Annotated in this window: 15 protein-coding genes; 12 read left to right on the top strand and 3 right to left on the bottom strand. The window is 46.6% G+C overall.

Annotated elements, in window-relative coordinates; all coding sequences use genetic code 11:
- Window positions 1–51: 51 nt before the first annotated feature.
- Together BMZ72_RS24625 and BMZ72_RS24620 are read right to left on the bottom strand one after the other, a co-directional pair.
- Window positions 52–756, bottom strand: a complete 705-nt coding sequence (locus BMZ72_RS24625) for a response regulator transcription factor (protein ID WP_089812337.1) — start codon at window positions 754–756, stop codon at window positions 52–54.
- A gap of 57 nt (window positions 757–813) precedes the next feature.
- Window positions 814–2,310 carry a sensor histidine kinase gene (locus tag BMZ72_RS24620; protein ID WP_089812336.1) on the bottom strand — a complete coding sequence of 499 codons (1,497 nt, stop codon included), beginning with the start codon at window positions 2,308–2,310 and terminating at the stop codon, window positions 814–816.
- 310 nt (window positions 2,311–2,620) lie between these two features.
- Between BMZ72_RS24620 and BMZ72_RS24615 the strand changes: the two genes are divergently transcribed.
- The 12 genes from BMZ72_RS24615 to BMZ72_RS24560 all read left to right on the top strand — a co-directional run bounded on the left by BMZ72_RS24615 (window position 2,621) and on the right by BMZ72_RS24560 (window position 20,715).
- Entirely contained in the window at window positions 2,621–3,553 is a 933-nt protein-coding gene (locus BMZ72_RS24615; protein ID WP_089812335.1) for a hypothetical protein, read from the top strand.
- A 745-nt stretch (window positions 3,554–4,298) separates the two neighbouring features.
- The gene (locus BMZ72_RS24610) at window positions 4,299–4,550 is read left to right on the top strand and encodes a hypothetical protein (RefSeq protein ID WP_089812334.1); all 252 of its coding nucleotides are present in this window, start codon (window positions 4,299–4,301) and stop codon (window positions 4,548–4,550) included.
- A gap of 205 nt (window positions 4,551–4,755) precedes the next feature.
- Window positions 4,756–5,331 (top strand): c-type cytochrome, encoded by a 576-nt coding sequence (locus tag BMZ72_RS24605; protein ID WP_255373284.1) that lies wholly within the window; start codon window positions 4,756–4,758, stop codon window positions 5,329–5,331.
- A gap of 42 nt (window positions 5,332–5,373) precedes the next feature.
- On the top strand, window positions 5,374–6,591 hold the full coding sequence (gene soxC, locus BMZ72_RS24600) for a sulfite dehydrogenase (protein WP_089812332.1): 1,218 nt from the start codon (window positions 5,374–5,376) through the stop codon (window positions 6,589–6,591).
- A 30-nt stretch (window positions 6,592–6,621) separates the two neighbouring features.
- On the top strand, window positions 6,622–9,753 hold the full coding sequence (locus BMZ72_RS24595; protein WP_089812331.1) for a SusC/RagA family TonB-linked outer membrane protein: 3,132 nt from the start codon (window positions 6,622–6,624) through the stop codon (window positions 9,751–9,753).
- 39 nt (window positions 9,754–9,792) lie between these two features.
- Window positions 9,793–11,136: a RagB/SusD family nutrient uptake outer membrane protein gene (locus BMZ72_RS24590; protein ID WP_089812330.1), complete on the top strand. Its 1,344-nt coding sequence runs from the start codon at window positions 9,793–9,795 to the stop codon at window positions 11,134–11,136.
- Between the two features lie 38 nt (window positions 11,137–11,174).
- Window positions 11,175–12,521 carry a hypothetical protein gene (locus BMZ72_RS24585; protein WP_089812329.1) on the top strand — a complete coding sequence of 449 codons (1,347 nt, stop codon included), beginning with the start codon at window positions 11,175–11,177 and terminating at the stop codon, window positions 12,519–12,521.
- A 10-nt stretch (window positions 12,522–12,531) separates the two neighbouring features.
- Window positions 12,532–14,010, top strand: coding sequence for a hypothetical protein (locus tag BMZ72_RS24580; RefSeq protein WP_089812328.1), 1,479 nt, complete (start codon window positions 12,532–12,534; stop codon window positions 14,008–14,010).
- A gap of 85 nt (window positions 14,011–14,095) precedes the next feature.
- Window positions 14,096–15,526, top strand: coding sequence for a phytoene desaturase family protein (locus tag BMZ72_RS24575; RefSeq protein WP_089812327.1), 1,431 nt, complete (start codon window positions 14,096–14,098; stop codon window positions 15,524–15,526).
- Window positions 15,527–15,743: 217 nt separating this feature from the next.
- Complete coding sequence (locus BMZ72_RS24570) at window positions 15,744–18,329, top strand: fibronectin type III domain-containing protein (protein WP_089812326.1); 2,586 nt, start codon at window positions 15,744–15,746, stop codon at window positions 18,327–18,329.
- A 317-nt stretch (window positions 18,330–18,646) separates the two neighbouring features.
- Window positions 18,647–19,525: a polysaccharide lyase gene (locus tag BMZ72_RS24565; RefSeq protein WP_089812325.1), complete on the top strand. Its 879-nt coding sequence runs from the start codon at window positions 18,647–18,649 to the stop codon at window positions 19,523–19,525.
- 188 nt (window positions 19,526–19,713) lie between these two features.
- Window positions 19,714–20,715, top strand: coding sequence for an MBL fold metallo-hydrolase (locus BMZ72_RS24560; RefSeq protein ID WP_089812324.1), 1,002 nt, complete (start codon window positions 19,714–19,716; stop codon window positions 20,713–20,715).
- A 2-nt stretch (window positions 20,716–20,717) separates the two neighbouring features.
- On the opposite strand, the gene BMZ72_RS24555 is transcribed toward BMZ72_RS24560, so the two are convergent.
- A complete protein-coding gene (locus BMZ72_RS24555) occupies window positions 20,718–23,507 on the bottom strand; it encodes a PAS domain S-box protein (RefSeq protein ID WP_089812323.1) in 2,790 nt (929 codons plus the stop codon).

Below are 23,507 nucleotides of genomic sequence, written 5' to 3'. Positions count from 1 at the left end.
GGGTTCCATTGCCGGTAAATAATGACGTTATAATATCAGCCGAATGATGAATTATTTTACGTTGAATACAAAGCCTATTCCGTATACGTTCTTGATACTGATACCCGGATTCTGCTGGAAATATTTCCTGAATCTGGAGATAAATACATCCAGACTACGTCCGACGAAATAATCGTTAGAGCCCCATACCTTGGTCAGGATCTCTTCACGTTTGATCACGCGATTGACGTTATGGAAGAATAAAACCAGCAGGTCGCATTCCCTTGGTGTGAGTACGATCTCATCACCCTGTTCGGTAACGAGTTTCAGTGAATCGACGTAGAGTTGTGTATTACCGATGGTAATGACGTTTTTAGCCTTTATCACTTCAGGCGCTGCGGAAGGCTGTTTGCGTTTGATGATATTACGGATACGCAGTACGAGTTCGTCGATATCAAAAGGCTTCACCACATAATCATCTGCTCCTATTTTCAAACCGTTGAGACGATCGGTTTTTTCACCGCGTGCGGTAAGGAACAGGAATGGTACCTGGTTGTTGATTTTCACAATGTGTTCGGCCAGCTCAAAACCATCCATGCCGGGAAGGTTGACGTCGATCAGCAGGATGTGGTATAGTTCAGGTGCTCTCTTGAATTCTTCCAGTGCATCGCTGCCGTTTGGCTGCCAGTTTACTTCGAAGTCCATTAACTCCAGGTATTGCTTGACTACATTACCCAGATCAGCTTCATCTTCGACCAATAAAATTCGGTGTCTCATAGCTGCAATTTTTAATTTGAAGCAGGCGACATTGTCTCGTTAGAATGTTTACTCTTGTTATTGAGGAATTACAATTACAAATGTAGTTCCATTTCCTACTTCGCTGTCTACCTTTAGTTTCCATTTGTGGGCGTCTATGCATTGTTTTACATAGTGCAACCCGAGTCCCAGTCCCTTTGTGTTTTGTGTCAGATCTTTCTGGTATCTGTAGAATTTCTCAAAGATGTGTTTAAGCGTCTCTTTCGACATGCCGATACCATCATCTGTTATTGTTATATAGATCTGCTCATTATCTTCAGTGATCATCACAACCAATTCTTTGATCGGGTGTGTATTGTACTTCACGGCATTGTCCAGGATGTTAAGCATCAGGGTAGTGAAGTGGAAGCTGTCCAGTTCTACTACAATATCTGTGTCTGCTGGTTTAAAATCTATCTGCACATTGGACGCCGAAAACTTGATGCTGAAGTCTGTCAGGATCTCGCTCACTCTCATGTTAAGATGATGTGGCGTTTTTTGTACAAATAATTTATCTACTGTCGCAAGATCGAGTACTTGTCCGAAGAGTAATTTCAACCGGTGCGACTGCCGGTCGATGATCTCTGATAAAGAACGGATGGCCACTTTGTTATCCAGTATCTTCTCGTTCTGGATATTTTTATTGGCCACCATAATGGCTGATAATGGTGTATGAAATTCGTGCGTAATGTTATTGATAAAGTCAGTCTTGACATCTGAAAGATGTTTCTGTTTTATCCAGTTGCGCATCGTGATGAAAAATAATACAATTATCGCAAACATTGATAAAAGAGACATTGTCAGCACCAGCCGCATCTGCCGGAACACCATCTCGCGTCTGTTGTAAGGTTCTGCGTGAAGGCTGAACTGCATGGCGTAGCTGTAAGGTACAGGCGTGCTGACATTGAGTCCCAGCACCTGGCTGCGTTCATCGGGGTCTTTAAGATCACCAAAGATGCGGATGCCATCTGACCATTGTAGTGAATCGTCTATCAGGTCATATTTTCGTCGGCTGTTGTAGATATTGATATATCTTCTGTCGCCGGTCATGATGTCTATTTTGAGGATGGTCAATGCATAGCGCAGTGAGTCTGTGATGTTGTTGCGCTGACGGATCACGCGCATCAGACTATCTGCAGTGGACTGTTTGACGAGCCGGTGAAATACTTCGTTCAATACTTCCTGTGAAGCCGTCTGGAACTTAGTGGTATCAGTTTGATAAAGCTGTTCTAAATCTCTTAACTGAGGCATCAATATAGAATCTACAATTGCTTGCCCGCCGGGAAATAATTTATCATTGGTAATGGCTTTCGAATACTCTTCGTTGATCTTGTTTTTCTTTTCGTAGTAGAAACGACGATTGAGCAGATCGTAGGTATTGTATACCAGCATGAACTGCACGAGTGCCAGTACCAGGAAGCCAATGACAGATGTGGTGATATAGATTTTGAAAGGATGCCGCATGAAAAAATTCCTGAAGAACAAATATATCCCTTCAGATGGCAGTTTGCGCAAACTCCATAATTTTCTAGTCATATTTAAATATCGGAAATTTAAATTTCATTCACAATTCGTTTAAGATTGTTTACACTTTGTTTGCTTTCCATTTACAACTTTTCTGCTGCTGCTTTTTTAATTTCGGTTGTCGTTCATCCATTTTGAGCATATTATTATCAACCAATACTGTTTAACTGTCACAACAAAGCGTCTCAGACCTTTGTGCTAATTACCACGATCACGTACTCAGCTGTTTTAGAGAAAAAAGTAACAACTACAGGCTGTACTCCTGTACGGCTTGTAGCTTGTTTGTTAGTTAATCACATCTTAAACCCTAATCACAGATTCCATGAAAAAGAACCCTCAATTAATCGTTCTTTTAGGCCTGTTGGCATCTACGTTCTTACTGGGAAGTTGTAAAAAAGACAATGCCCCCCTTCAATCAAAAAAGCCGGTGACCGAAGAAGCAGCGGCAGAAATACCGCCCGCGACCTGGCAGGAACACTGGTTTGAACACGTACAACTCCTAAAGCGTGTTTATTACAATGATCACATTGCGGTGTATTATGATAATGATATGCCCACAAATGTTACGTGGCCTTATCGCCGTCTGGATAGCATCTGGCGCTATACAAAAAGAACATACGGTGAATTCGGTCAGGATAAACGCCTGTTCGTAATCCTGCATGAAAATAAGTATAGTGGCGGACATCCTTCAACTTATTTTGATGCCAGCCATGATTTCCGGAATGTCATCGACGTAGGACTGAACGGCTCATGGGCTGACAGCACAGGGCAACCACTGCATATTACCGCTCATGAAGTAGGGCATATTGTGGAAGGCGCTTCCAAAGGTTTCCATAACTCGCCTGCATTCCCGCTGTGGGGCGACAGTAAGTGGATGGAGATCTACCAGTATGATGTTTACAAATCACTGGGCTGGACAACTATTGCGAATGCATGGTATAATGACATGTGGAATAAGGTAGACAACTTCCCGGTAGCGAATACCCGCTGGTTCAGGAACTGGTTCTATCCTATCTATAGTCAGCACGGTGGTACGGCTACACTGAACAAATTCTTCACTTTGTTAGCACAGTACTTCCCTAAAAATGGCAGTAACTATGCCCGCAATATGAACTGGGGAGAGTTTGTGCATTTCTGGAGCGGCGCTGCAGGCGTCAATCTGAAAGCACAGGCTACTATTGCCTTCGGATGGCCTGCCAGCTGGGAAACGCAGTTCCAGCAGGCAAGAACGACTTTCCCGAATATCACGTATTGATGCAGAGAAACATATAGGTAATGGTTTGATCCCCTATGATGAGGTTATTAAACTGTAGCCTTCAAGAGATGCACCGGCTTTGTTCCGGTGCATTTTCTTTTGGACTACTGTAAGGCAGGTGAGTCTGTTTAATCCGTTTCAAAAAGCAATGTATCTGGGAGATAATTGCTAGATAACCCGTACATAACCCGTAGATAAGCCGTATATGATCCATTCTTATAGATACGGATTATCTACGGGTTATCTACGGGTTATGTACAGATTACCTATGGCTTATGTTGCCCATACCATCGTTTTTAAAGGCCTTCTAAGCCCGGGAAAAGACCATGTGTACGTCAGTCACTGCCATAAAGCCATTTTATAATTAGTTGACATTCAATTATATTTTAAAGTGATTGACTGACAAATACCCCAGTTTTCAGGGGACATCCCCTTCCGGATTAGGACTTTGGGAGTATTATTCCACACCCGGCCGTTAAGAACATACTGGCAAATATTTTGTTCTATTTAGTATGTCAGCTTTTAACTAACCCATTAAAACCGTGAGATTATGAAGACGTATTCAATCAGGGGTAAAGAGACGGTGACAGGAGGAGCTAAGGAAGCAACAACAGATCTTTCATCGAACAGTGACAATCGGTACTCTCCCCAGGCGGTCAGCAGCCAATAGTAATATATCAACAGATACTCTCCGACTTTATCTGCTGTGGAATATCCCGCAGTAGCACCCCTTTAATTGTTTGTTATGGAAAGGCGTACGATTACAGTATACATCGAAGGACGATCTTATCAGCTTGCAATAACGGTGGACGATGTCGCACAGGAAACCACTTACGAAGTCATCACCAGCGGTGATATCCTGCGGGATTTTATGCCGGAAGCCATCGACTGGCAGGACGACCGTATGATCACGGCAGAAGAACGTGTCAGAACTATTGAAAGCGAACAGATCGCCCGCATCATCTGGACAGATATCCTTGATATGATGGAACATTAATACTATCCCCCCTCTTTTACTACTTAAAAGAGCAAAAAAATACCGTTCAAATAAAAGTCTACATAAATAGTAGACTTTTAAATTTCTACTGTATATATTTGCATCAGATTATTATTGTGCTCCCACCAAGAGACAAATGCAGTAGTCGTTATGGCTACACTCTGCGCATTGTAATCAACCAGAAGAATCCAAGTCTCATTATCTGATGTTTAAGCTACGAATGCCTTATTGGGCCTGCGTTGCAGGTATTGCTATGATCTCATGTGAACGCCGTGTCAATACCGCGCCTGCGCATTTTGGCTATGGCCGTCCTGCTACACAGCAGGAGATTGCAGCAAAAGCAATAGCCATTCGTCCCGATGGGAAAGGATTGCCTGCGGGTAGTGGTACTGTGCAGCATGGCGCTGTTGTCTATGCAACAAAGTGTGCTGCCTGTCATGGTGTGACTGGTGTGGAAGGTCCATTCAACATACTGGTAGCACCGGATACAGCAGACGCTATTCCTTTTGACCGGGCGCCGCAACGTGTGAAAGCCATTGGGAATTACTGGCCATATGCGACGACCGTATTCGATTACGTACGGCGTGCCATGCCTTTTAATGCACCTGGCTCTTTATCAGATAATGAGGTCTATAGTGTCACAGCGTATCTGCTGTATGCTAACAAACTGATAGACAGCACTGCTGTCATGAATGCGAAAACCTTGCCCGGCATCGTTATGCCGGCCAGAAAATACTATGTCACAGACAACCGGAAGGGAGGGGACGGACCATATGAATAACATATGTGTCGCATAAAACTGTAATTCTTAACAGAACATAATATGAGCCAGAAGATGACGCGTCGTCGCCTTTTGCTCGGAGGTGCCGCCACAGCTGCTGTAGCTATGGTAAAGTCATCCTTTGGCAAAATGGTGCAGACAGGTATTCCCGAAGCTGCAATAGACCCGACCAAACAGGTAGGGCCACTACCCGGCATTCTTGGTACGAGATCGCCGTTTGAACATCCGCAGCGAAAAGCATCCCTCACTTCATCGCAGACGCCACTGCAGGACCTGTACGGTATCATTACACCGTCTGATCTGCACTTCGAACGTCATCATGCCGGTGTGCCTGCCATCGATCCCCATACCTATGAATTGACCATACATGGTATGGTAGACCGGCCCACCGTCTTTACCCTGGCTGATCTTAAACGATTTCCTTCTGTATCCAGGATCTGTTTTATAGAATGTTCCGGCAACTTCCGTAAGCCCGATAAAGAAACGATCACACCGCAGGACATCTGCGGACTCACCAGTCAGAGCGAATGGACGGGTGTGATGCTGTCTACTATTTTCAGGGAAGTAGGTGTCGATCCCAGGGCGACCTGGTTCCTTGCTGAAGGATCAGACGCAGCTGTGATGACACGTAGCATTCCGGTCAGCAAAGGATGGGACGATGCTATGATCGTTTATGCACAAAATGGGGAGGCCATTCGCCCCCAGCAAGGTTACCCGGCACGACTGCTGCTACCGGGCTGGGAAGGCAACACCAGTATCAAATGGCTGCGCCGTATTGAATTATCAGACGGTCCTTTTATGACCCGTGAAGAAACATCAAAATATACAGAGCCTGTAAAAGATGGGAAGATCCGTCAGTTCAGTTTTACGATGGACGCCCGCTCTATCATCACCTATCCTGCTTATCCAGTACAACTACAGAAAGGCTGGGTAGAGATCAGGGGGATTGCGTGGAGCGGACGTGGAAAAATAACAGGTGTGGAGATCAGCACCAATGCAGGGAAAACCTGGCAGGCCGCCCGGCTGCAGGAACCCGTCATGGATAAAGCGCATACCTGCTTCAGGTATTTATGGCAATGGGACGGCGATACAACAGAGATCATGAGTCGCGCGACAGATGAAACAGGCTATACACAACCTTCACTCAAAGAGCTGATCGCAGCAAGAGGTATAGGAACAGGATATCACCTGAATCCCGTAACAGCATGGCTGGTAAAACGGGGCGGAGAAGTCGTATACAGACCAGAAAAATGGAAATAACACTATCAGCATAAAAAACCAATCAGTAATATGTCAACCACCTTCTATTACAGACACCCTGTGATGCGCAGATTTGTCCGGAATGCCGGCTTTCTGCTGATTCCCGCTGTACTGGGCAGCACTGCTATGAGGGGAGCTGTTTTGCCGGATGCAGTCAGCACTACGCTGTCTGACCGCCTTCCTGCCGATATCCCGGTAAAAGGAAAAGTCACTGATACTAACGGACAGCAACTCCCCGGCGTAAGCGTGATCGTAAAAGGCTCCAAACGTGGCGCCCTTACCCGTATAGATGGATCATTCGAACTGAATGCGCCCGCAGATGCCGTGCTCGTTTTTACTTACCTGGGTTATAAACCGCAGGAAATAAAAGTGGGTAGTAACGCTTCCTTTCATATTCAACTGGAAAATGACGATAAAAAACTGAGTGAAGTAGTGATCGTTGGTTATGGTACACAGGAACGACGCAATCTGACCAGTTCTGTATCTACGATCAATACTTCTGAAACAAAGAATATCCCCGTAGCCGGCTTTGATGCACAGTTACAGGGTAAAGCTGCCGGTCTGCAAATCAATTCCAATACGGGTGTACCCGGTGATGGCGTATTTGTGCGTGTACGCGGTACGACCTCTATCAATGCCGGTAATGATCCACTGTATGTAGTGGATGGTGTATTTGTGAATAATACCAGTTTGCAGACAGTCAGCACCGGTGGTCGTGCCACCTCCCCTATCGCAGATATCAACCCGAGTGACATCGCTAGTATAGAGGTCCTGAAGGATGCCAGTGCGACGGCTATTTATGGTTCACGCGGCGCCAATGGTGTAGTGATCGTGACGACCAAACGAGGCAACTACGGACAAAAAACCAAAGTGAATGTGAACGTATCGCATGGCTTTGCGAAGGCGCCGGAATTGTGGGATCTGACCACTGGTCCGGAGCATGCGGCATTGATCAATGAATACTGGATCAATACAGGGATAGACAACCCTGCATCCAATCAGACCTTTGCCAACAGGCCTTTCCGTCCTGTAGCAGAAGGTGGCCGTGGACTACCGGAAGAACAAAAGACCTATGACAGACTGGGTGAATTATTCCGTACCGGACAGCTGGCAAACTATGACCTGTCCCTGAATGGTGGCGGCGATAAGACTAAATTCTATATCGGCGCAGGTTATACCAAACAGGAAGCGAATATCCGCCCTGTATTTTTTGAAAGAGCCAGTCTAAAACTCAACATCGATCATAAGATCAGCGACCGTGTGCAGGTAGGCGTAAGCAATGGTGTCACCCGTTCCTACAGGAATCAGGCACGCGCAGGTGACGGTCCGCAGGGAGGCCTGCTGCAATCCGCATTACACACTCCTACCTATCTGCCGGAGACCAATACAGATGGTACGCCTGCTCGTTGGGCCGGTTTTGATAACCTGCAGGTATTGCTGGATAACTACGACGTGAATACAGTCAGCCTTCGTTACATCGGTAACCTGTATGCAGAAGCCGAAATTCTCCCTGATCTGAAGTTCCGTACCAGCTGGAGTGTTGACTATAACAACTACGATGAATCAGAATACTGGAATGATAAAACACAGTTAGGCGCTGCGCCGACTTACGGTCTGGCAACATCTTCCATCACACAGAACAGTACCTGGATCAATGAGCAGACTTTATCCTATCGTAAGAAGCTGGGTCGTGGACATACCTTTGGTGCTGTAGTGGGAAATACCGTACAACAGAATACCCTGAAACGCACGTTTGCGCAGGGAACAGGATTTCCGAATAATTCCTATACAGATATCTCTTCCGCCTCTACCCGTACCTCCGGTCAAACCTGGACACAGGGGACGCTGGCTTCTTTCTTTTCCCGACTCGACTACAACTACGACAGCAAATATTATCTCGAATTCAGTTTCAGAGCCGATGGTTCTTCCCGCTTCGGCAGTAACCATCGCTGGGGGTACTTCCCTGCTGTGGGAGCTGCATGGCGCCTGAAAGAAGAACAGTTCCTGAAAGATGCACAGTTCCTCAGCGATCTGAAATTAAGGGCCAGTTATGGCGTAACCGGTAACCAGAGCGGTATCAATGACTTTGCTGCCCGTGGCTTATGGACAGGTGCGAGTGGTTATCCGGATGCGGAGACTGGTGGGGATAAACCCGCTACGGCGCCCTTACAGTTATCCAATCCTGATCTGCGCTGGGAGAAGACTAAACAGGCCAATATTGGTCTTGATGCGGCCTTCCTGGATGGACGTTTGTCAGTGGAGCTGAACGTTTATTCGAAGAAAACATCTGATGTACTGTTACAGCTGCCGGTACCTTCCAACACCGGCTATTCCACCTACTACTCTAATGCAGGTGAGATCAGTAACAAAGGATATGAAGTGGCGATCCGTTCAGAAAATATCAAAAGAGGTGATTTCACCTGGAATACTTCCTTCACGATTTCCGGTAATAAGAACAGGGTAGATAAACTACCGGTGCCTATTACCCAGTATAACCGTGACTGGATCAGGATGCAGCAGGGCTATTCCATGTATTCCTTCTGGATGTACAAACAGCAGTATGTGGATCCGAAGACGGGTAATGCGGTGTTTGAAGATGTAAATGGTGATGGAAGTATTACTGTGGCAGACAGGCAGATCGTAGGAAATGCACTGCCTAAGTTCTTTGGCGGGATCAATAACAGTTTTTCCTGGAAATCATTTGATGCGTCTGTACAGTTCAACTATCAGTACGGCAATAAGGTGTTAAACCTGAACCGCTTCTTTGGGGAAGGCGGTGGTACCCGTGATGCCAACAGGGTATTGTTTGCAAGTCAGCTGAAACGCTGGCAGAAAGAAGGAGATGTAACCGACGTGCCAAGACTGACGAAGGTAGGTAACAACTACACACTGGAGCAGAACAGCCGTTTTATTGAAAATGGTTCCTTTTTGCGTTTGCAGGCGCTGACACTTGGTTATACCCTGCCAAAGGCATTGACCAGCCGTTGGCATATCGATGCACTACGCGTCTATTTTGCTGGTAATAACCTCTGGTTACTGACGAAGTACACTGGTCCTGATCCGGAAGCAAATGTCTCGGCTTCGCAGACGGTACAGGGGATTGACCTGGGTACGCCGCCACAGTCGAGGACTTTGCAGTTTGGGTTAAATGTGACCCTGTAAGGAGTTAAGATTTAAAAATTAAGAATTAAGAATTGCGTTATGCAGAAGAATATAAAATTATTGATCCGCATATTACCGATCGTCTTTTTGCTGGTTTCCTGCAGTGACTTTCTTGATGTGCAACCGAAGGATTCCGTTTCAGATGAAACAACGATCGTTGATAAAACCTCTGCCCAGACAGCGGTGCGTGGTATATACCGGCAGTTGGGCGACGACGATTATTATGGCGCACTCTTTCAGACGATTGGATATCTCTCCGGAGATAATATTCAGTGGACCGGTTCACAGTCGATTATCCAGCAGTTTATCTCGCATGCGGTAAAGGCGGATAATACGAATATCGCGACAGTGTGGTCAGCGATCTACTCGACGGTCAACAGGGCCAACCAGGTGATCGATAAGCTGCCGGGAGTCAACGATGCTACCCTGACAGCAGATGAAAGAAATGCCCTGCTGGGAGAGGCTTACTTTGTACGCGCGCTGGCTTATTTTGACCTGGCCCGTACCTGGGGAGGCGTGCAGCTGGTCGTAAAGGCAACTTCCAATATCAATGACACAAAAGGGCTGAAACGCAGTACGCTGGAGCAGACCTATGCACAGGTATTGAAGGATTTGCAGACGGCAGAACCGCTTTTACCCGAAACCACGAATCGTTATCGTGCCACCCGTAAGACAGTATGGGCATTATTAGCCCGTTTTTACCTCTATCAGCGCAATTGGGAACAGGCAGAGGTATATTCCTCCAGGTTGATACAAGACTCAAAATACAGGCTTCTAAAGCCCTATAGCGCGTTCTTCGCCAATAATGTGGTCGCAACCGATGAATCCATCTTCGAAATATCCTACAGCGCCACCAATACAAATGCACATCGTGGCTACTGGCAGCCCCCTGCCAATAACGGTACCCGTCAGTGGGCGCCCAACGATGCCTTTATTGCATTGATCAATAATCCGGCTGTTGGCGGTAACAGGAATGCAGCTGTAGCTATTACGAACCAGGGGCTCTGGTATGGCAATTTCTACTATCGCAGTCCGGCGACAGATCCGGCTTACGTACTGCGTATTGCAGAGCAGTACCTGATCAGGGCAGAGGCACGTGCACAACAAAGCAATCTGCAGGGGGCACTGGCTGACCTGGATGCGGTGAGGGACAGAGCAGGACTGACTGGCAGTACGGCCGTATCACAGAATGAGATCCTGCTGGCGATCGAGAATGAGCGCAGACTGGAGTTTGCTTTTGAGCCGCACCGCTGGTATGACCTGGTGAGAACAGGACGTGCGGGCACTGTATTGGGCGTTACGGATGAACGCAGATATGTAATGCCGATACCCGCTATCGAACTGAGTGCAGACGATGCACTGGCGCCTAATCCGGGTTATTAAACATAGACAGATTTCCTGACCATATAAACCCTGCTGGTATGACACATCCCGCAAATTTATTACCACCACAAACGTGGAAAGCATCCTGGAAGGTGCTTTTCCGTTTTTTCTTCATCTACTTCATTATCCAGTGCGTGCCATTGGATATCCGCTATTATGCGGGCTTATTTCAGATTCACTGGGGCGAACTGAGTTTCCGTGATATCTTTTATCTGACCCGTTATACACCACGTTTTGTAACGACGGATAGTCCTTTCGGCAGTTTTGCTGACTGGGGCGTTGCTGCTATTATCGCAGTTACAGGTGCGCTGATCTGGTCTTATCTGGACAGAAGACGACAGGAGTACAATCAGCTGTATTACTGGTTACGCGTAATTGTGCGGTACCGGCTGGCAATCGGGGTGATCGCCTATGGATTACTGAAGCTGTTTCCGCAGCAACTGCCTTTCCCTTCTATCAGTCAGCTCAATACTCAGTATGGCGACCTGTCGGCCTGGAAGATCTTTGCCATGAGCACCGGCGTGGTGCCTTCTATGGAAACCTTTCTGGGCCTGGTGGAGACAGTAGCGGGTCTGTTGTTATTGCACAGGAGAACTTCTACTATTGGTGCGGGTATTATCATCACCTTCACCGGTAACGTATTTATGTCCAACCTGGCGTATGAAGGCGGAGAGTTTGTATACAGTTTCTATCTGGTCGTACTGGCTTTATTCCTGCTGCAATATGACGCGATCCGTATTATCAATCTGCTGACGCTGGAGCAGCCTACAGCCCCGAATACCGTGCGTCCATACCTGCCACAACCCTGGCAGCGGGGCCTGAAGCTGGCATTGAAAACACTTTTTATATTCTTCTTTGTCGGCCTATATGGCTATAAGACCTATGCGAGTTATAAACAACTGGGCTATCAGTATCCGCATACACCTGGTCTGACAGCTGCTGCGGGTATTTACAATGTGACGGAGTTTCGTATCAATAACCAGGAAATCCCTTATTCACTGACGGATACCGTGCGCTGGAAAGATGTGGTATTTGAGCCATGGGCTACGCTGAGTGTGCGTTCGAATCGTTATGTACATCCTGATCTGGCGAATACCGAAGAGATATTTGTGAATGATCCTGACCGTAACTATGAGCTGGCAGGATCAGTCAGCAGACACTATTACAGCTATCATATCGATGAAGCAAAACAGGTGTTACTGCTACAGAATAAAAACAGGTATCATCACCAGGAACAGCTGGAGCTGCATTATACACGACCTGACAGCAGCCGTATCATCCTCAGTGGTATCAATGAAAAGAAAGATTCTGTGTATGTCGTGCTGGATAAGCTCGATAAAAAATATCCGCTGATAGAAGGTCGCCGTAAACCGCTTAAACTCTAAAATCAACGTTATGTCTGATATAACTCATTCAACTGTTGCAGCACCTGTAACGCCCGTAACGGAAGTACATACGGAAGCCGCTGCGTCGTCTGGAAAGCCCTGGAAAACCTGGCAGAGAGTGGCATTCCGTGTTGCCTTTATCTTTTTTGTGCTCATGAGCATCCCGACCAGCTGGAACTGGTATCAGCATCTTTTTACGATGGACTGGATACATCTGAAGTACAGGGATGTGTATGATATTGCACGTTTTCAGCCGAATTTATGGAATGTGGAATCAGAGAGTGGCCGCTGGGGAATTGCCAGTTATGCCAGCTGGCTGGCGGCGTTGCTCATTGCGATCGCAGGCGCCGGTATCTGGAGCATATTTGACCGCAGGAAAGAGTATAATATCCTGTACTACTGGTTGCGGGTGATCGTACGTTACCGTGCAGGTATCGGGATCATCGGGTTTGGGTATACCAAGTTATTTCCTGTACAGATGCCCTATCCGTCCATCTCGAATCTGCATACCAATTTTGGTGATTTTACCGCACAGAAAATATACTGGTTGTCTATTGGTATCGTCCCCTGGTACCAGGTGTTTGCCGGTATCGTAGAAGTATTGGCAGGCGTGCTTTTATTCTTCAGAGGGACTGCCGCTATCGGTGCTGTATTACTGGCAGGAGCGCTGGCGAATATCACCTTTGTCAACTTTGCTTATGATGGCGGCGTACATGTGTATAGTGCCTACTTTGTACTGCTGGCGTTGTTTGTATTGGCTTATGATGTGCCGAAGATCTACAATCTGCTGGTGCTTGAAAGATATACCGTACCCGTACATTATTATCCTTCTTTTAAGGAGAAATGGCAACAGTATTCCCGTTATATCCTGAAAGGAGGATCCGTATTGTTATTTGTGGTGATCTTATTTTATCTGCAGATGTGGAATTACCTGTATGATCCGTATAAGCAACCTGTGAATAAAGGGATTGCAGGTACAAAGGGGTATTACAATGTGACAGAATTCCGGTTGAATAATCAGGTGATACCTTATTCACCAGAAGACACGGTACGCTGGCAGAATGTGACTTTTGAGAAATGGTCTACCATCACTTACCAGGTAAATAAGCCTGTTTGGCTTGACCTGAGTAACGGCGGTGGTTCTCCAAAGAATGATGTGGACCGAAACTTTGAGCTGGCAGGCGTGGCTGGCAGACGGAGGTTCTTCTATTATGAAGCCGATACAGTCAAACAGGAGCTCGCATTGCGTGATAAGAACAGAAGTCAGGCTAATCAGGGCAGAGAACGCCAACGCCGGAATGCTACTGACCGTCCGAATACCAGTAAGAAGAAAGATCCTCCGTATGTATTGCACTATGAAAGACCAAGCGATACGCGGATCATTCTTTATGGTTTAAATGAAAAAAAAGATTCTATTTACGTAATTTTGGACAGGGTGGATAAGCAGTATTTGTTGTCGCCCGGTAAGTTAGAAGCAGGACAGTATTAAACCAATTAATAATTAAGAATTAATAATTAAGAATTGGGGTTGTTAGTGTGCCTCAGTTTTAATTATTAATTCTTAATCTTTTTATATGAAGCATTCATACGACGCCATTGTCATCGGTTCAGGTCCTAACGGACTCGCAGCAGCTATCCTTCTGCAACAGCAGGGATTATCTGTGCTTGTGATAGAGGGTCGGGATGAGATAGGTGGAGGCCTGCGATCCAAAGAACTGACGTTGCCGGGATTTACGCATGATATCTGTTCTGCGATTCATCCGATGGCGCAGACGTCGCCTTTCTTTAGTCAGTTGCCACTGGAGCAGTTTGGTTTATCTTTTCTCCATCCGGTAGCAGATGCTGCGCATCCTTTTGATGATGGAACAGCGGCCGTATTGTATTCTTCTCTTGAAAAAACGGCTGCATTACTGGGTAGTGACCGTCAGGCTTATGAGCGTTTGTTTCGTCCTTTATTAGAAGATTTTAAAGATCTGTCTGAAGATATACTGGGGCCTTTGCAGATACCGAAACATCCGTTGACGATGGCTAAATTCGGATTGAAAGCATTACCTTCTGCTATGCATCTGGCAAAGCGTTTTAAGACGCGGGAAGCGCGTGGATTGTTTGGAGGAGTGGCCGCACATTCGATACAACCTCTGACGAATATTGCGACTTCCGCGATAGGACTGGTGTTGATGGCGAATAGCCATGTCAGTGGCTGGCCTGCACCCAAAGGAGGTGCACAATCGCTGGCCAATGCATTAGGCGCTTATTTTACTTCGTTAGGTGGAGAGATCGTGACAGGAACCTTCGTTAAAGCATTAAAGGAATTACCACCTTCGAAAGCAGTGTTGCTGGACGTGACGCCAAAGCAGTTACTACAGATTGCCGGAGAAAGATTTACCTCATTCTATAAATGGCAGCTGAAAAGATATAAATATGGGATGGGCGTGTTTAAGGTGGACTGGGCGCTGGATGGACCAGTTCCTTTTACAGCAGCTGGTTGCCGGGAGGCGGGTACGATCCACCTGGGTAATACCATTGAGGAGATTGCTGCCAATGAGCAACGTACAGTGGATGGTCAGCATCCGGAGTTACCTTATACCCTGTTTGTACAACATAGTATTTTTGATAAAACCCGTGCTCCGGAAGGTAAGCATACCGCCTGGGGATATTGTCATGTGCCGAATGGTTCTACCAAAGACATGACAGCGGCTATAGAAAACCAGGTAGAACGTTTTGCACCCGGTTTTAAGGATCTGATCATCGGCAGACATGTGATGAACACCGCCGATGTGGAAGCGTATAACCCTAATTATATCGGGGGAGATATTAATGGAGGTCTCCTGGATATTACACAACTCTATACCCGGCCAGCGATGAGATGGTCGCCCTATACGACGCCTGCGAAAGGGATTTATGTTTGTTCCTCTTCCACACCTCCCGGTGGAGGTATTCACGGTATGTGTGGTTATCATGCTGCGAAGAAGGCATTAAAGGATGTTTTTGGTGTCCGCCTGTAGTTTAATTTCCATTAACAATCTGTTTGAAATCCGTTGACAGCTTTGCAGCTGTTTACTTACGATATTAGTAAATCGTATATCGCCTTTGTGTTAGCCGTTTCGTGAGCACTTATATCAACCAAAAAGCACACCCACTTGAGAAACATTTCGTCACCCTATGATTCGCAAAAAATCAGGCATTTTTTAATTACATAATAAACCTAAAAGAGCAATTACTATGCGTAATTTTACAAAGGCATCTTTGTATGTGGCCCTCCTATGCGCTGCAGTGCCGGCCCTGGCTCAGACGAACATCACGTCTACAGCGGGCTCGCTGACCGCTCAGTATGGAAATTCCAACGCCGTGGAAAACTATCCGAAGCTGGTAGACAATAACACCAGCACGAAGTATTACATTGACAAAACATCCCTGTGGGTACAATTTGAAGCGGCAAGATCCGCCGTTGTTACCCAGTACTCAATTACCTCTGCAAATGACTATGCTGACCGCGATCCAAAGAACTGGAATCTGCAGGCATCGAATGATGGCAAAACATGGACTACGTTAAACACGCAGACCAACCAGACCTTCGCCAGTCGTTTTCTGACAAAAACATATTCCTTTACCAACACAACTGCTTACACTATCTACAGACTGAATGTTACTGCGAATAATGGCGCAGGCGCTATTCAGATAGCAGAGTGGCAATTGCAGGGTACATTAACAGGACCAGCTTCCGGCCCTACTAATGTGACAGCCACTGTGCAGTCAGGTTATAAAGTAAACCTGACCTGGTCAGACAATGCGACTAACGAAACCGGTTACCGTATTGAAAGCTCATTAGATGCGGTTAACTTCCTGACACGTGCTACTGTTGCTGCGAATGCGACTGCTTACACAGATAGCGCATTGAGTGCAGGTACCAGCTTTATTTATCGCGTAAGAGCGGTGAATGCGACAGGTGTATCTTCCGCAGATACTTCCGATGTTGTAAAAACAAGCGTGGCTCCTTCCGGATTTGATATCACTAATTACACCAACGCAAAGTTCAACGATCCATACAATACAACTGGTGCTGAAGGGCTGGATAAAGCCTTTGACAATAGCCCTTACACCAAATATCTGGCGTGGGCGGCTACAACTGCGATTGGTTATTCTCTGCCAGGTGGTGCCGTAGCTACACAGTACAGTATTACTTCTGCGAATGATGCAGCAGAACGTGATCCGCGTAACTGGACATTCCAGGGTTCCAATGACAGTACGAACTGGACGAACCTGCAGGTGGTAACAGACCAGCAGTTTTCTGCCCGTTATAAAAAACGTACTTATGTGTTCCCTAACACGACTTCCTATAAGTATTACCGTTTGAATATTACTGCGAATAATGGTGCTTCTATCACCCAGTTATCAGAATTCGAGATCATCGGTACAGGTACCGGTACTGTGAATACAGGTGTTCCTGCCGCTCCAACAGGCTTTACGACGCAGTCTGTATCCAGCAACCAGATCATCCTGGATTGGGCAGATGCTGCAAGTACAGAGACCAGTTATCGTCTGGAAAGAACGACAGATACACTCAACTGGAGTACCGCATTTGTATTGCCCGTAAATACGACGCATTTCTATTCGCTTGACCTGTCTCCGCTGACGAAGTACTATTATCGTCTCAGGGCAGAAAATGCGAATGGTGCATCTGCATGGGTAACCGGCAACAATACAACATTGACAGCTGCTCCGAAAACGGTATGGCAGGAACATTGGTTTGCACACGTAGAACCATTGACCTTAAATTATTCTAACAGCAGCGTGAACATCTATTTTGATGCTGCGGTAAGTCCGTCTATCACCTGGATGAACCAGGATTTCACGAATGTATGGGAGTATGTAAAACAGAACTACGGTTCTTTCAGTGATCCTAAGCTGAACATGGTGTTCCATAGTAAAGCAGGTTATTCCGGTGGTCACCCGGCGAATGTATTTGATGCTTCTCATGACTATGCAAATGTGGGCGACCTTGGTGGTAGCTGGGCTACCCGTGAGGGCTGGAACCTGCATGCGTCTATTCACGAAGTAGGACATATCGTGGAAGGTGGTAGTAAAGGTGTGCACAATTCACCGTCTTTCCCAATCTGGGGAGATAGCAAATGGGCTGAGATCTTCATCTATGACGTGATGAAACGTCTGGGATGGTCAGCTGATGCACAGCAGGCGTACAATGATTTTGTGGTGAAAGCAGAGAGCTTCCCTGGTCCGGATACTTACTGGTTCCGCGACTGGTTCTATCCGATCTACGACAGAGCTGATTCCAGTGCTGCATTAAACAGATATTTCGAACTGTTATCACAATATTTCCCGCAGCATAATGGCGAATACACCCGTGATCTGAACCTGGGTGAGTTTGTACATTTCTGGAGTGGCGCGGCTCAGTTCAGTCTGGAATTACAGGCAGATACTGCATTCGGTTGGACCAAACAACTTGAAATGCAGTTCAAACAGGCACAGATCGATTTTCCGTTTACCTATCCACAGCCATTGTTAGCACCAGCTGTTGCGGTTGTAGCGGAGAAAAAAGCAGCTGTGCTGAACATCTGGCCTAACCCTGCGAGTAACGTGCTGAATCTTTCCCTGCCAGATGCAGTGAAGGTATACAGTGTGGATATCTACAATATCTCTGGTGTGAAGAGATTGTCTCAGCGTATCAAAGGCAATTACAATAGTCTGAGCATTTCATCCCTGCCGGATGGTGTATATATTGTAACTGTGACTGATGATAAAAAGATCATTCACCGTCAGAAGATCGTGGTAAGTAATACGAACCGCTAATTATCCCTATAACGTCCGTCGAAAGAAAAGTGGGTTGTCCGCCGTATGGCAGACAACCCACTTTCGTCTGGACTACCTGACCGGGAGCTCTTCTCCTCCCCGGTTAATGCTCCGTTCCGGTTTATTTTAAGATTTTTATTGAAACGAGTAGTACCCTTTTTCCCCTCGCGCGACATCTAAGGAAACCTACAGACTGGATCCACGTTTAACTGCCTGCGTATAGATGCAATCGATTGTATTAGTGACTTGAAGACCTAATAGATTATCCTATAGCGAATTATCTTTTTTCATTTTCCCTTAAAAAAACCAATTCAAAGATGAACAGACAACAAATTGTCAATGTCACCCGGGCCGCAGCCCTCTCCACGACCGTATTACTGTCAGCATGTGCAAAAGAGAGCGTTCAGCAGGAAGAACGTCTTGCTGCCGGCAGCAGTTTAGCTGCTCAGGCAGTGGGCAATACTATCCTTAATTCCTGGAGTGTGAACTGGGATAATTACACACATGGCGTGACTTATACCGCCAATAATGGCGCTACCGACTTTGGTAACGTGACCGGCTGGGTAGATAGCCGGGGGATGATCTCCAATGGTAATCTGCGTATTACCCTCTTAAAGAATGCCTTATCGGGTGCGGGTGGCGTTGTTGCCAACATCGACATTTCTGATGGTACTGCCTACGAAGTAGACTACGATGTAAGGTTCCACAGTCAGTTTGACTGGAGCAGGGGTGGAAAACTGGGCTTTGGTTTCTCTATTGGTGATGGTAATACCGGTGGCGATCCGGGATGGGATGGTAATGGTGGTACTGCCCGTCTGATGTGGTATCAGACCGATGCCGGCAGGGTATTCTTTCAGCCTTATGTTTACTTCAAAGATCAGTCTGGTCAGTATGGAGAGACTTTTGGTAAGTCTTATCCATCCAGCGGTAGTCTGAATAAAGGACAGACCTACCATGTACACCTGTATGTAAAGAGCAATACGGGTAGCAATACCAATGGTCATGTGCAGTATGTGATCGATGGTACAGTAGTACTGGATCAGGATATCCGCTGGACAACCAATGACAGCAAACGTCTCATCAGAGGCCTGACCTTCCATACCTTCCGTGGTGGTAGCCAGACCTACTGGCAGTCATCTACGGATGGATATATCTACTATGATAATCTGAAAGTGCACAGGATCAGTACCAACTGATAACTATATATGTTTTTTGTGGCCTCCGGAGCACCTCAGCTGTTCCGGAGGTTTTTTATATATGAAAGCGTCTCTTTGAAATCTGATATCAATCCTTTGATTTTTATTATATGTGATAGCCGCTTTTTCCTGACCTTTGCGCAGACGGCAATGACTGTCTGAACCAACATCCTGATTAAATTTACTGTATGAAAAAGCAATGGCGGATACTGACTGAGTCCCGGAATTACAAGGAAGGAAAGTTCCTGAATCTGGAGTATACTCCTATGATGACCGAGGGTACCTCGATGAGCAAAATGCTGGTAGAGTATTTTCGTCCGCCGGTAACAGCTGTTCCTGCCAGCGAGCTTCCTTCTGTCAGGACAGATCTGAAAGCATTGCGTTCGGATAAACCAGTGATTGTATGGTTCGGGCATTCCTCTTATCTGATCCATTGCAGGGGCGTCAATATACTGGTAGACCCAGTATTAAGCGGACATGCGTCTCCGCTGCGTACGATGGTGAAAGCTTTTCCCGGGTCGAATGTTTACCAGGCGGAGGATATGCCTGCTATTGATTACATGATCATCACACATAACCATTACGATCACCTGGACAAAAAGACGATTAAAAAGTTACGTCCACAGACGAAAGCGTATTACACATCATTGGGTGTTGGGCGGGATATCGCAGGTTGCAGTGTGGATGATCAGCACATCACAGAAATGGATTGGTGGGAAACGGAACAGTTAAGTCCGGAGATCTCTCTTACTGCTACACCTGCCCGTCACTTTTCCGGCAGGGGACTTAAAAGAGGCGGATCGTTGTGGTCCTCCTTTGTGCTGAGAATATATGGTTATACTATTTTTATCGGTGGGGATTCCGGTTACGGCGCGCATTTCAGGGAGATTGGTGAAAAGCAGGGACCTGTAGATATCGCTATACTGGAATGCGGTCAGTATAATGAAGCCTGGAAACATATTCATATGATGCCGGAAGAGACCGTACAGGCCGCGTTCGATCTGAAAGCAAAAATGCTCTTACCTGTACACTGGGCTAAATTTAAGCTGGCATTACACCCCTGGAATGAACCCATTGAAAGAGTAACAAAGGCTGCTGTTGCACAACATATGCCTATTGCTACACCTATGATCGGTCAGCCGGTTACTGTAGGAGAACAGCCGGTAATAACGCCATGGTGGAATTACTAGTATTATAATCCGGGAATGATGATATGAAAGAGCGTACCCTGCCCAGGGTCAGACTCTACAAAAAGGTGGCCTGCGTGATTGGCCACAATGCGTCTGCATAAGGATAATCCGATACCGGAGCCGGGATACATGGCGCGGTTGTGCAGGCGTTTGAATACTTCGAAGATCTGGTCGGCATATTTCTGTTCGAAGCCGATGCCATTATCCCTGAAGGTGATATCAAAGTATTGTCTGTATCGTTCGGACTTACCTAGGTAACTACCTGCCATATCAGGTGTAATGATCTTTGCACCTATCTCTATTACAGGGCGGGTATCTGGCTGTGTAAACTTCAGGGCATTGCTCATGAGGTTATAGAACAGCTGATTGATCTGTAAAGGAATACCCTGTATCGTGGGGAGTGGTCCTATCAGAATCTCTGCATTTTTCTCTTCTATGATCAGTTCAAAGTCGCTGATGACGCTTTGTAAGATAAAGGTGAGGTCTATTGGCCGCGTCATATTTCCTTTCTCCAGCAGTCTGGAAAACTCCAGGAGGTCTTTGATCAGCATCGACATCCTTTCAGATGACTGATTGATCTTTTCCACCAGCTTCTTATGATCCGGGGCCAGGTCTTCATAGCGGTTCAGCAGGTCCGCATAGATACGGATCTTGCGTAAAGGCTCCTGTAAGTCATGGCTGGCGACGTATGCGTATTGTTCCAGCTCCTGATTGGATCTGACGAGATTGGCGTTGGCATCCTGCAATTCTTCATTCATGGCGGCCAGTTCCTCATTGGAGGCGGCCAGTTCTTCGGTCCTTTCTGCTACTTCCAGTTCGAGGTTGCCCTGATGCTCCAGTAGTTTATTACGGGCCAGTACCTGTTCGGTTACATCGATGGCCATGTCTACGATTGCAAAGACTTCGCCCATTGCATTCAGCAATGGTTTGTAGGTATAATTGAAATAGAATGTTTCCGGTTTACCATTTATGACAAGGACAGCTTTGGCTTCTTTTTCATGATAGGCGATACCCGTTTTATATACTTCATCCAATATTTTCAGGAAGAATTGTTCCTTTAGTTCCGGCACTGCCACAGACAGTTTTTTACCAAGCACGGATCTGCCTTTACCCCATACATTGATCATGGGTTCATTGGCGACCTCTATGACGAGTTCGGGTCCGACAAAGAGTGCGGTGGCGACAGGAGCTTCTTCTACGAGGGAACGGAAACGGTATTCACTTTCCAGGAGTGCCTGTTGCACTTCCTGTTCTGCTCTCAGGTCTCTGGCTACGCAGGCGACAGCGATGGGCTCTCCGCTCATCGGACTATCCAGCCGGAAAGCATTGGTATGGAAAGGTATCTGTTCGCCGGTTTCCTGTTGTGTATAGTATTGTCTTCCCGTCCATTTGCCCTGGGTAAAGACAGCAGGAAGAACATGTTGTTCGAGATGTACCAGGTGTTCAAGCGTAAAGATATCCCTGATATTACGGGTAATGGTGGAGGTCTTACGTCCCATTCCCAATATCTTCATGCCGGCATCATTCACGTAGGTAATGGTGCCGTCGAGATTGGCCACGGCAATAAAGTCGCTGCTGTTCTCTACCAATGTCAGCAGCTTTTGCTGTTCCTGGCGGGCGGCTACTTCATTACTGATATCGAAAGCGATCACCAGTATATCTTCCTTCTGATCATCCTGACTGGAGATACGGGCTGTATTGACCTGTACCCAACGTTCTGCACCATCCCTCAGGCGATACCGTTTGATCTGGTTGAATACATCACGTTTGCCCTGCATCAGTTCTCCGAAGAGCTGTACGTTTTCCTGCTGGTGTTCGGTATGTACGATTTCTATATACTCTTTGCCGGCCAGTTCTTCTGCTGTGCAACCCAATAGTCCCGCAAAGGCTTTGTTGATCATATTGAACTTTCCCTGGCTATCGATGAAAGCCATACCGATGGTGGCATTGTTAAAGGAGAGTGCAAAGCGTTGTTCAACTTCTTTGAGCAGGCGGTCCTGTTCTTTCTGCAGGGTGATATCCAGGCAGATACCGGACAGTGATACAGGGGTGCCGTTTATATCATAATAGTACTTGCCACGTACTTTACCCCAGTGAATCGTGCCATCCTCCCATACAAAGCGGGCTTCATAGTGCAGGGCGCCGGTTTGGGCGGCGACTGCATATGCGCGTTCTCTGAGCGGCATATCATCCGGGTGAATGTGGCTGATCAGTATATTCCGTTTCTTAACGACAGGTTCGCGTACGCCTGTCATGATATATTGGAGATTGGCTGAGAAGTCTATGTCATCAGTGCTCAGATCGACGGTAAAGATGCCGGCGTCAGAACCTTCGACAGCGAGGCTGGCCAGTCTTTCGGCAGCTTCTGCCTTCTCGTGCGCGGCTATTTCTGTAGTAATGTCCTGACTGATACCAGAGAGGCGGATGGCTTTTCCTTCGTTATCAAAGTAAGCCTGTCCTTTTACATTCAGCCATAAAGTAGTGTTATTGTCACTTGCAATGCTCCTGAACCGGATACTGAACTGGTGGTCAGATTGTGGCTGTAATGCCTGTCTGACCGTCTGCCGGATGGAGTCCTGATCTGCATAGTGAATATGCCGTATAACGGTTTCGTAGGTAGGCGTTTCGTCGTCTGCCAGTCTGAATAAAGCCCTGCAACGTTCATCGAGTACGATCTGCCGGTTGACCATATCTACATCCCATGTACCGATCCCGGCAGCATGTAATGCAAAGCGTATCTGAATTTCCTGGTCCCGAGGGATAGACGGTTTGGGTGTAGTAAGTTCACTCAT

This window comes from Chitinophaga sp. YR627 (assembly GCF_900114995.1).
In the GTDB taxonomy this organism is placed as follows: Bacteria; Bacteroidota; Bacteroidia; order Chitinophagales; family Chitinophagaceae; genus Chitinophaga.
Note: the sequence above shows the minus strand (reverse complement) of the source record. Positions and strands in the feature narration are given on the sequence as shown.

What these genes read in the sequence shown, in the direction of transcription:
- BMZ72_RS24625 (WP_089812337.1), bottom strand. Translation starts at nt 756, where the DNA reads ATGAGACACCGAATTTTATTGGTCGAAGATGAAGCTGATCTGGGTAAT.
- BMZ72_RS24620 (WP_089812336.1), bottom strand. Translation starts at nt 2,310, where the DNA reads ATGACTAGAAAATTATGGAGTTTGCGCAAACTGCCATCTGAAGGGATA.
- BMZ72_RS24615 (WP_089812335.1), top strand. Translation starts at nt 2,621, where the DNA reads ATGAAAAAGAACCCTCAATTAATCGTTCTTTTAGGCCTGTTGGCATCT.
- BMZ72_RS24610 (WP_089812334.1), top strand. Translation starts at nt 4,299, where the DNA reads ATGGAAAGGCGTACGATTACAGTATACATCGAAGGACGATCTTATCAG.
- BMZ72_RS24605 (WP_255373284.1), top strand. Translation starts at nt 4,756, where the DNA reads ATGTTTAAGCTACGAATGCCTTATTGGGCCTGCGTTGCAGGTATTGCT.
- soxC (WP_089812332.1), top strand. Translation starts at nt 5,374, where the DNA reads ATGAGCCAGAAGATGACGCGTCGTCGCCTTTTGCTCGGAGGTGCCGCC.
- BMZ72_RS24595 (WP_089812331.1), top strand. Translation starts at nt 6,622, where the DNA reads ATGTCAACCACCTTCTATTACAGACACCCTGTGATGCGCAGATTTGTC.
- BMZ72_RS24590 (WP_089812330.1), top strand. Translation starts at nt 9,793, where the DNA reads ATGCAGAAGAATATAAAATTATTGATCCGCATATTACCGATCGTCTTT.
- BMZ72_RS24585 (WP_089812329.1), top strand. Translation starts at nt 11,175, where the DNA reads ATGACACATCCCGCAAATTTATTACCACCACAAACGTGGAAAGCATCC.
- BMZ72_RS24580 (WP_089812328.1), top strand. Translation starts at nt 12,532, where the DNA reads ATGTCTGATATAACTCATTCAACTGTTGCAGCACCTGTAACGCCCGTA.
- BMZ72_RS24575 (WP_089812327.1), top strand. Translation starts at nt 14,096, where the DNA reads ATGAAGCATTCATACGACGCCATTGTCATCGGTTCAGGTCCTAACGGA.
- BMZ72_RS24570 (WP_089812326.1), top strand. Translation starts at nt 15,744, where the DNA reads ATGCGTAATTTTACAAAGGCATCTTTGTATGTGGCCCTCCTATGCGCT.
- BMZ72_RS24565 (WP_089812325.1), top strand. Translation starts at nt 18,647, where the DNA reads ATGAACAGACAACAAATTGTCAATGTCACCCGGGCCGCAGCCCTCTCC.
- BMZ72_RS24560 (WP_089812324.1), top strand. Translation starts at nt 19,714, where the DNA reads ATGAAAAAGCAATGGCGGATACTGACTGAGTCCCGGAATTACAAGGAA.
- BMZ72_RS24555 (WP_089812323.1), bottom strand. Translation starts at nt 23,507, where the DNA reads ATGAGTGAACTTACTACACCCAAACCGTCTATCCCTCGGGACCAGGAA.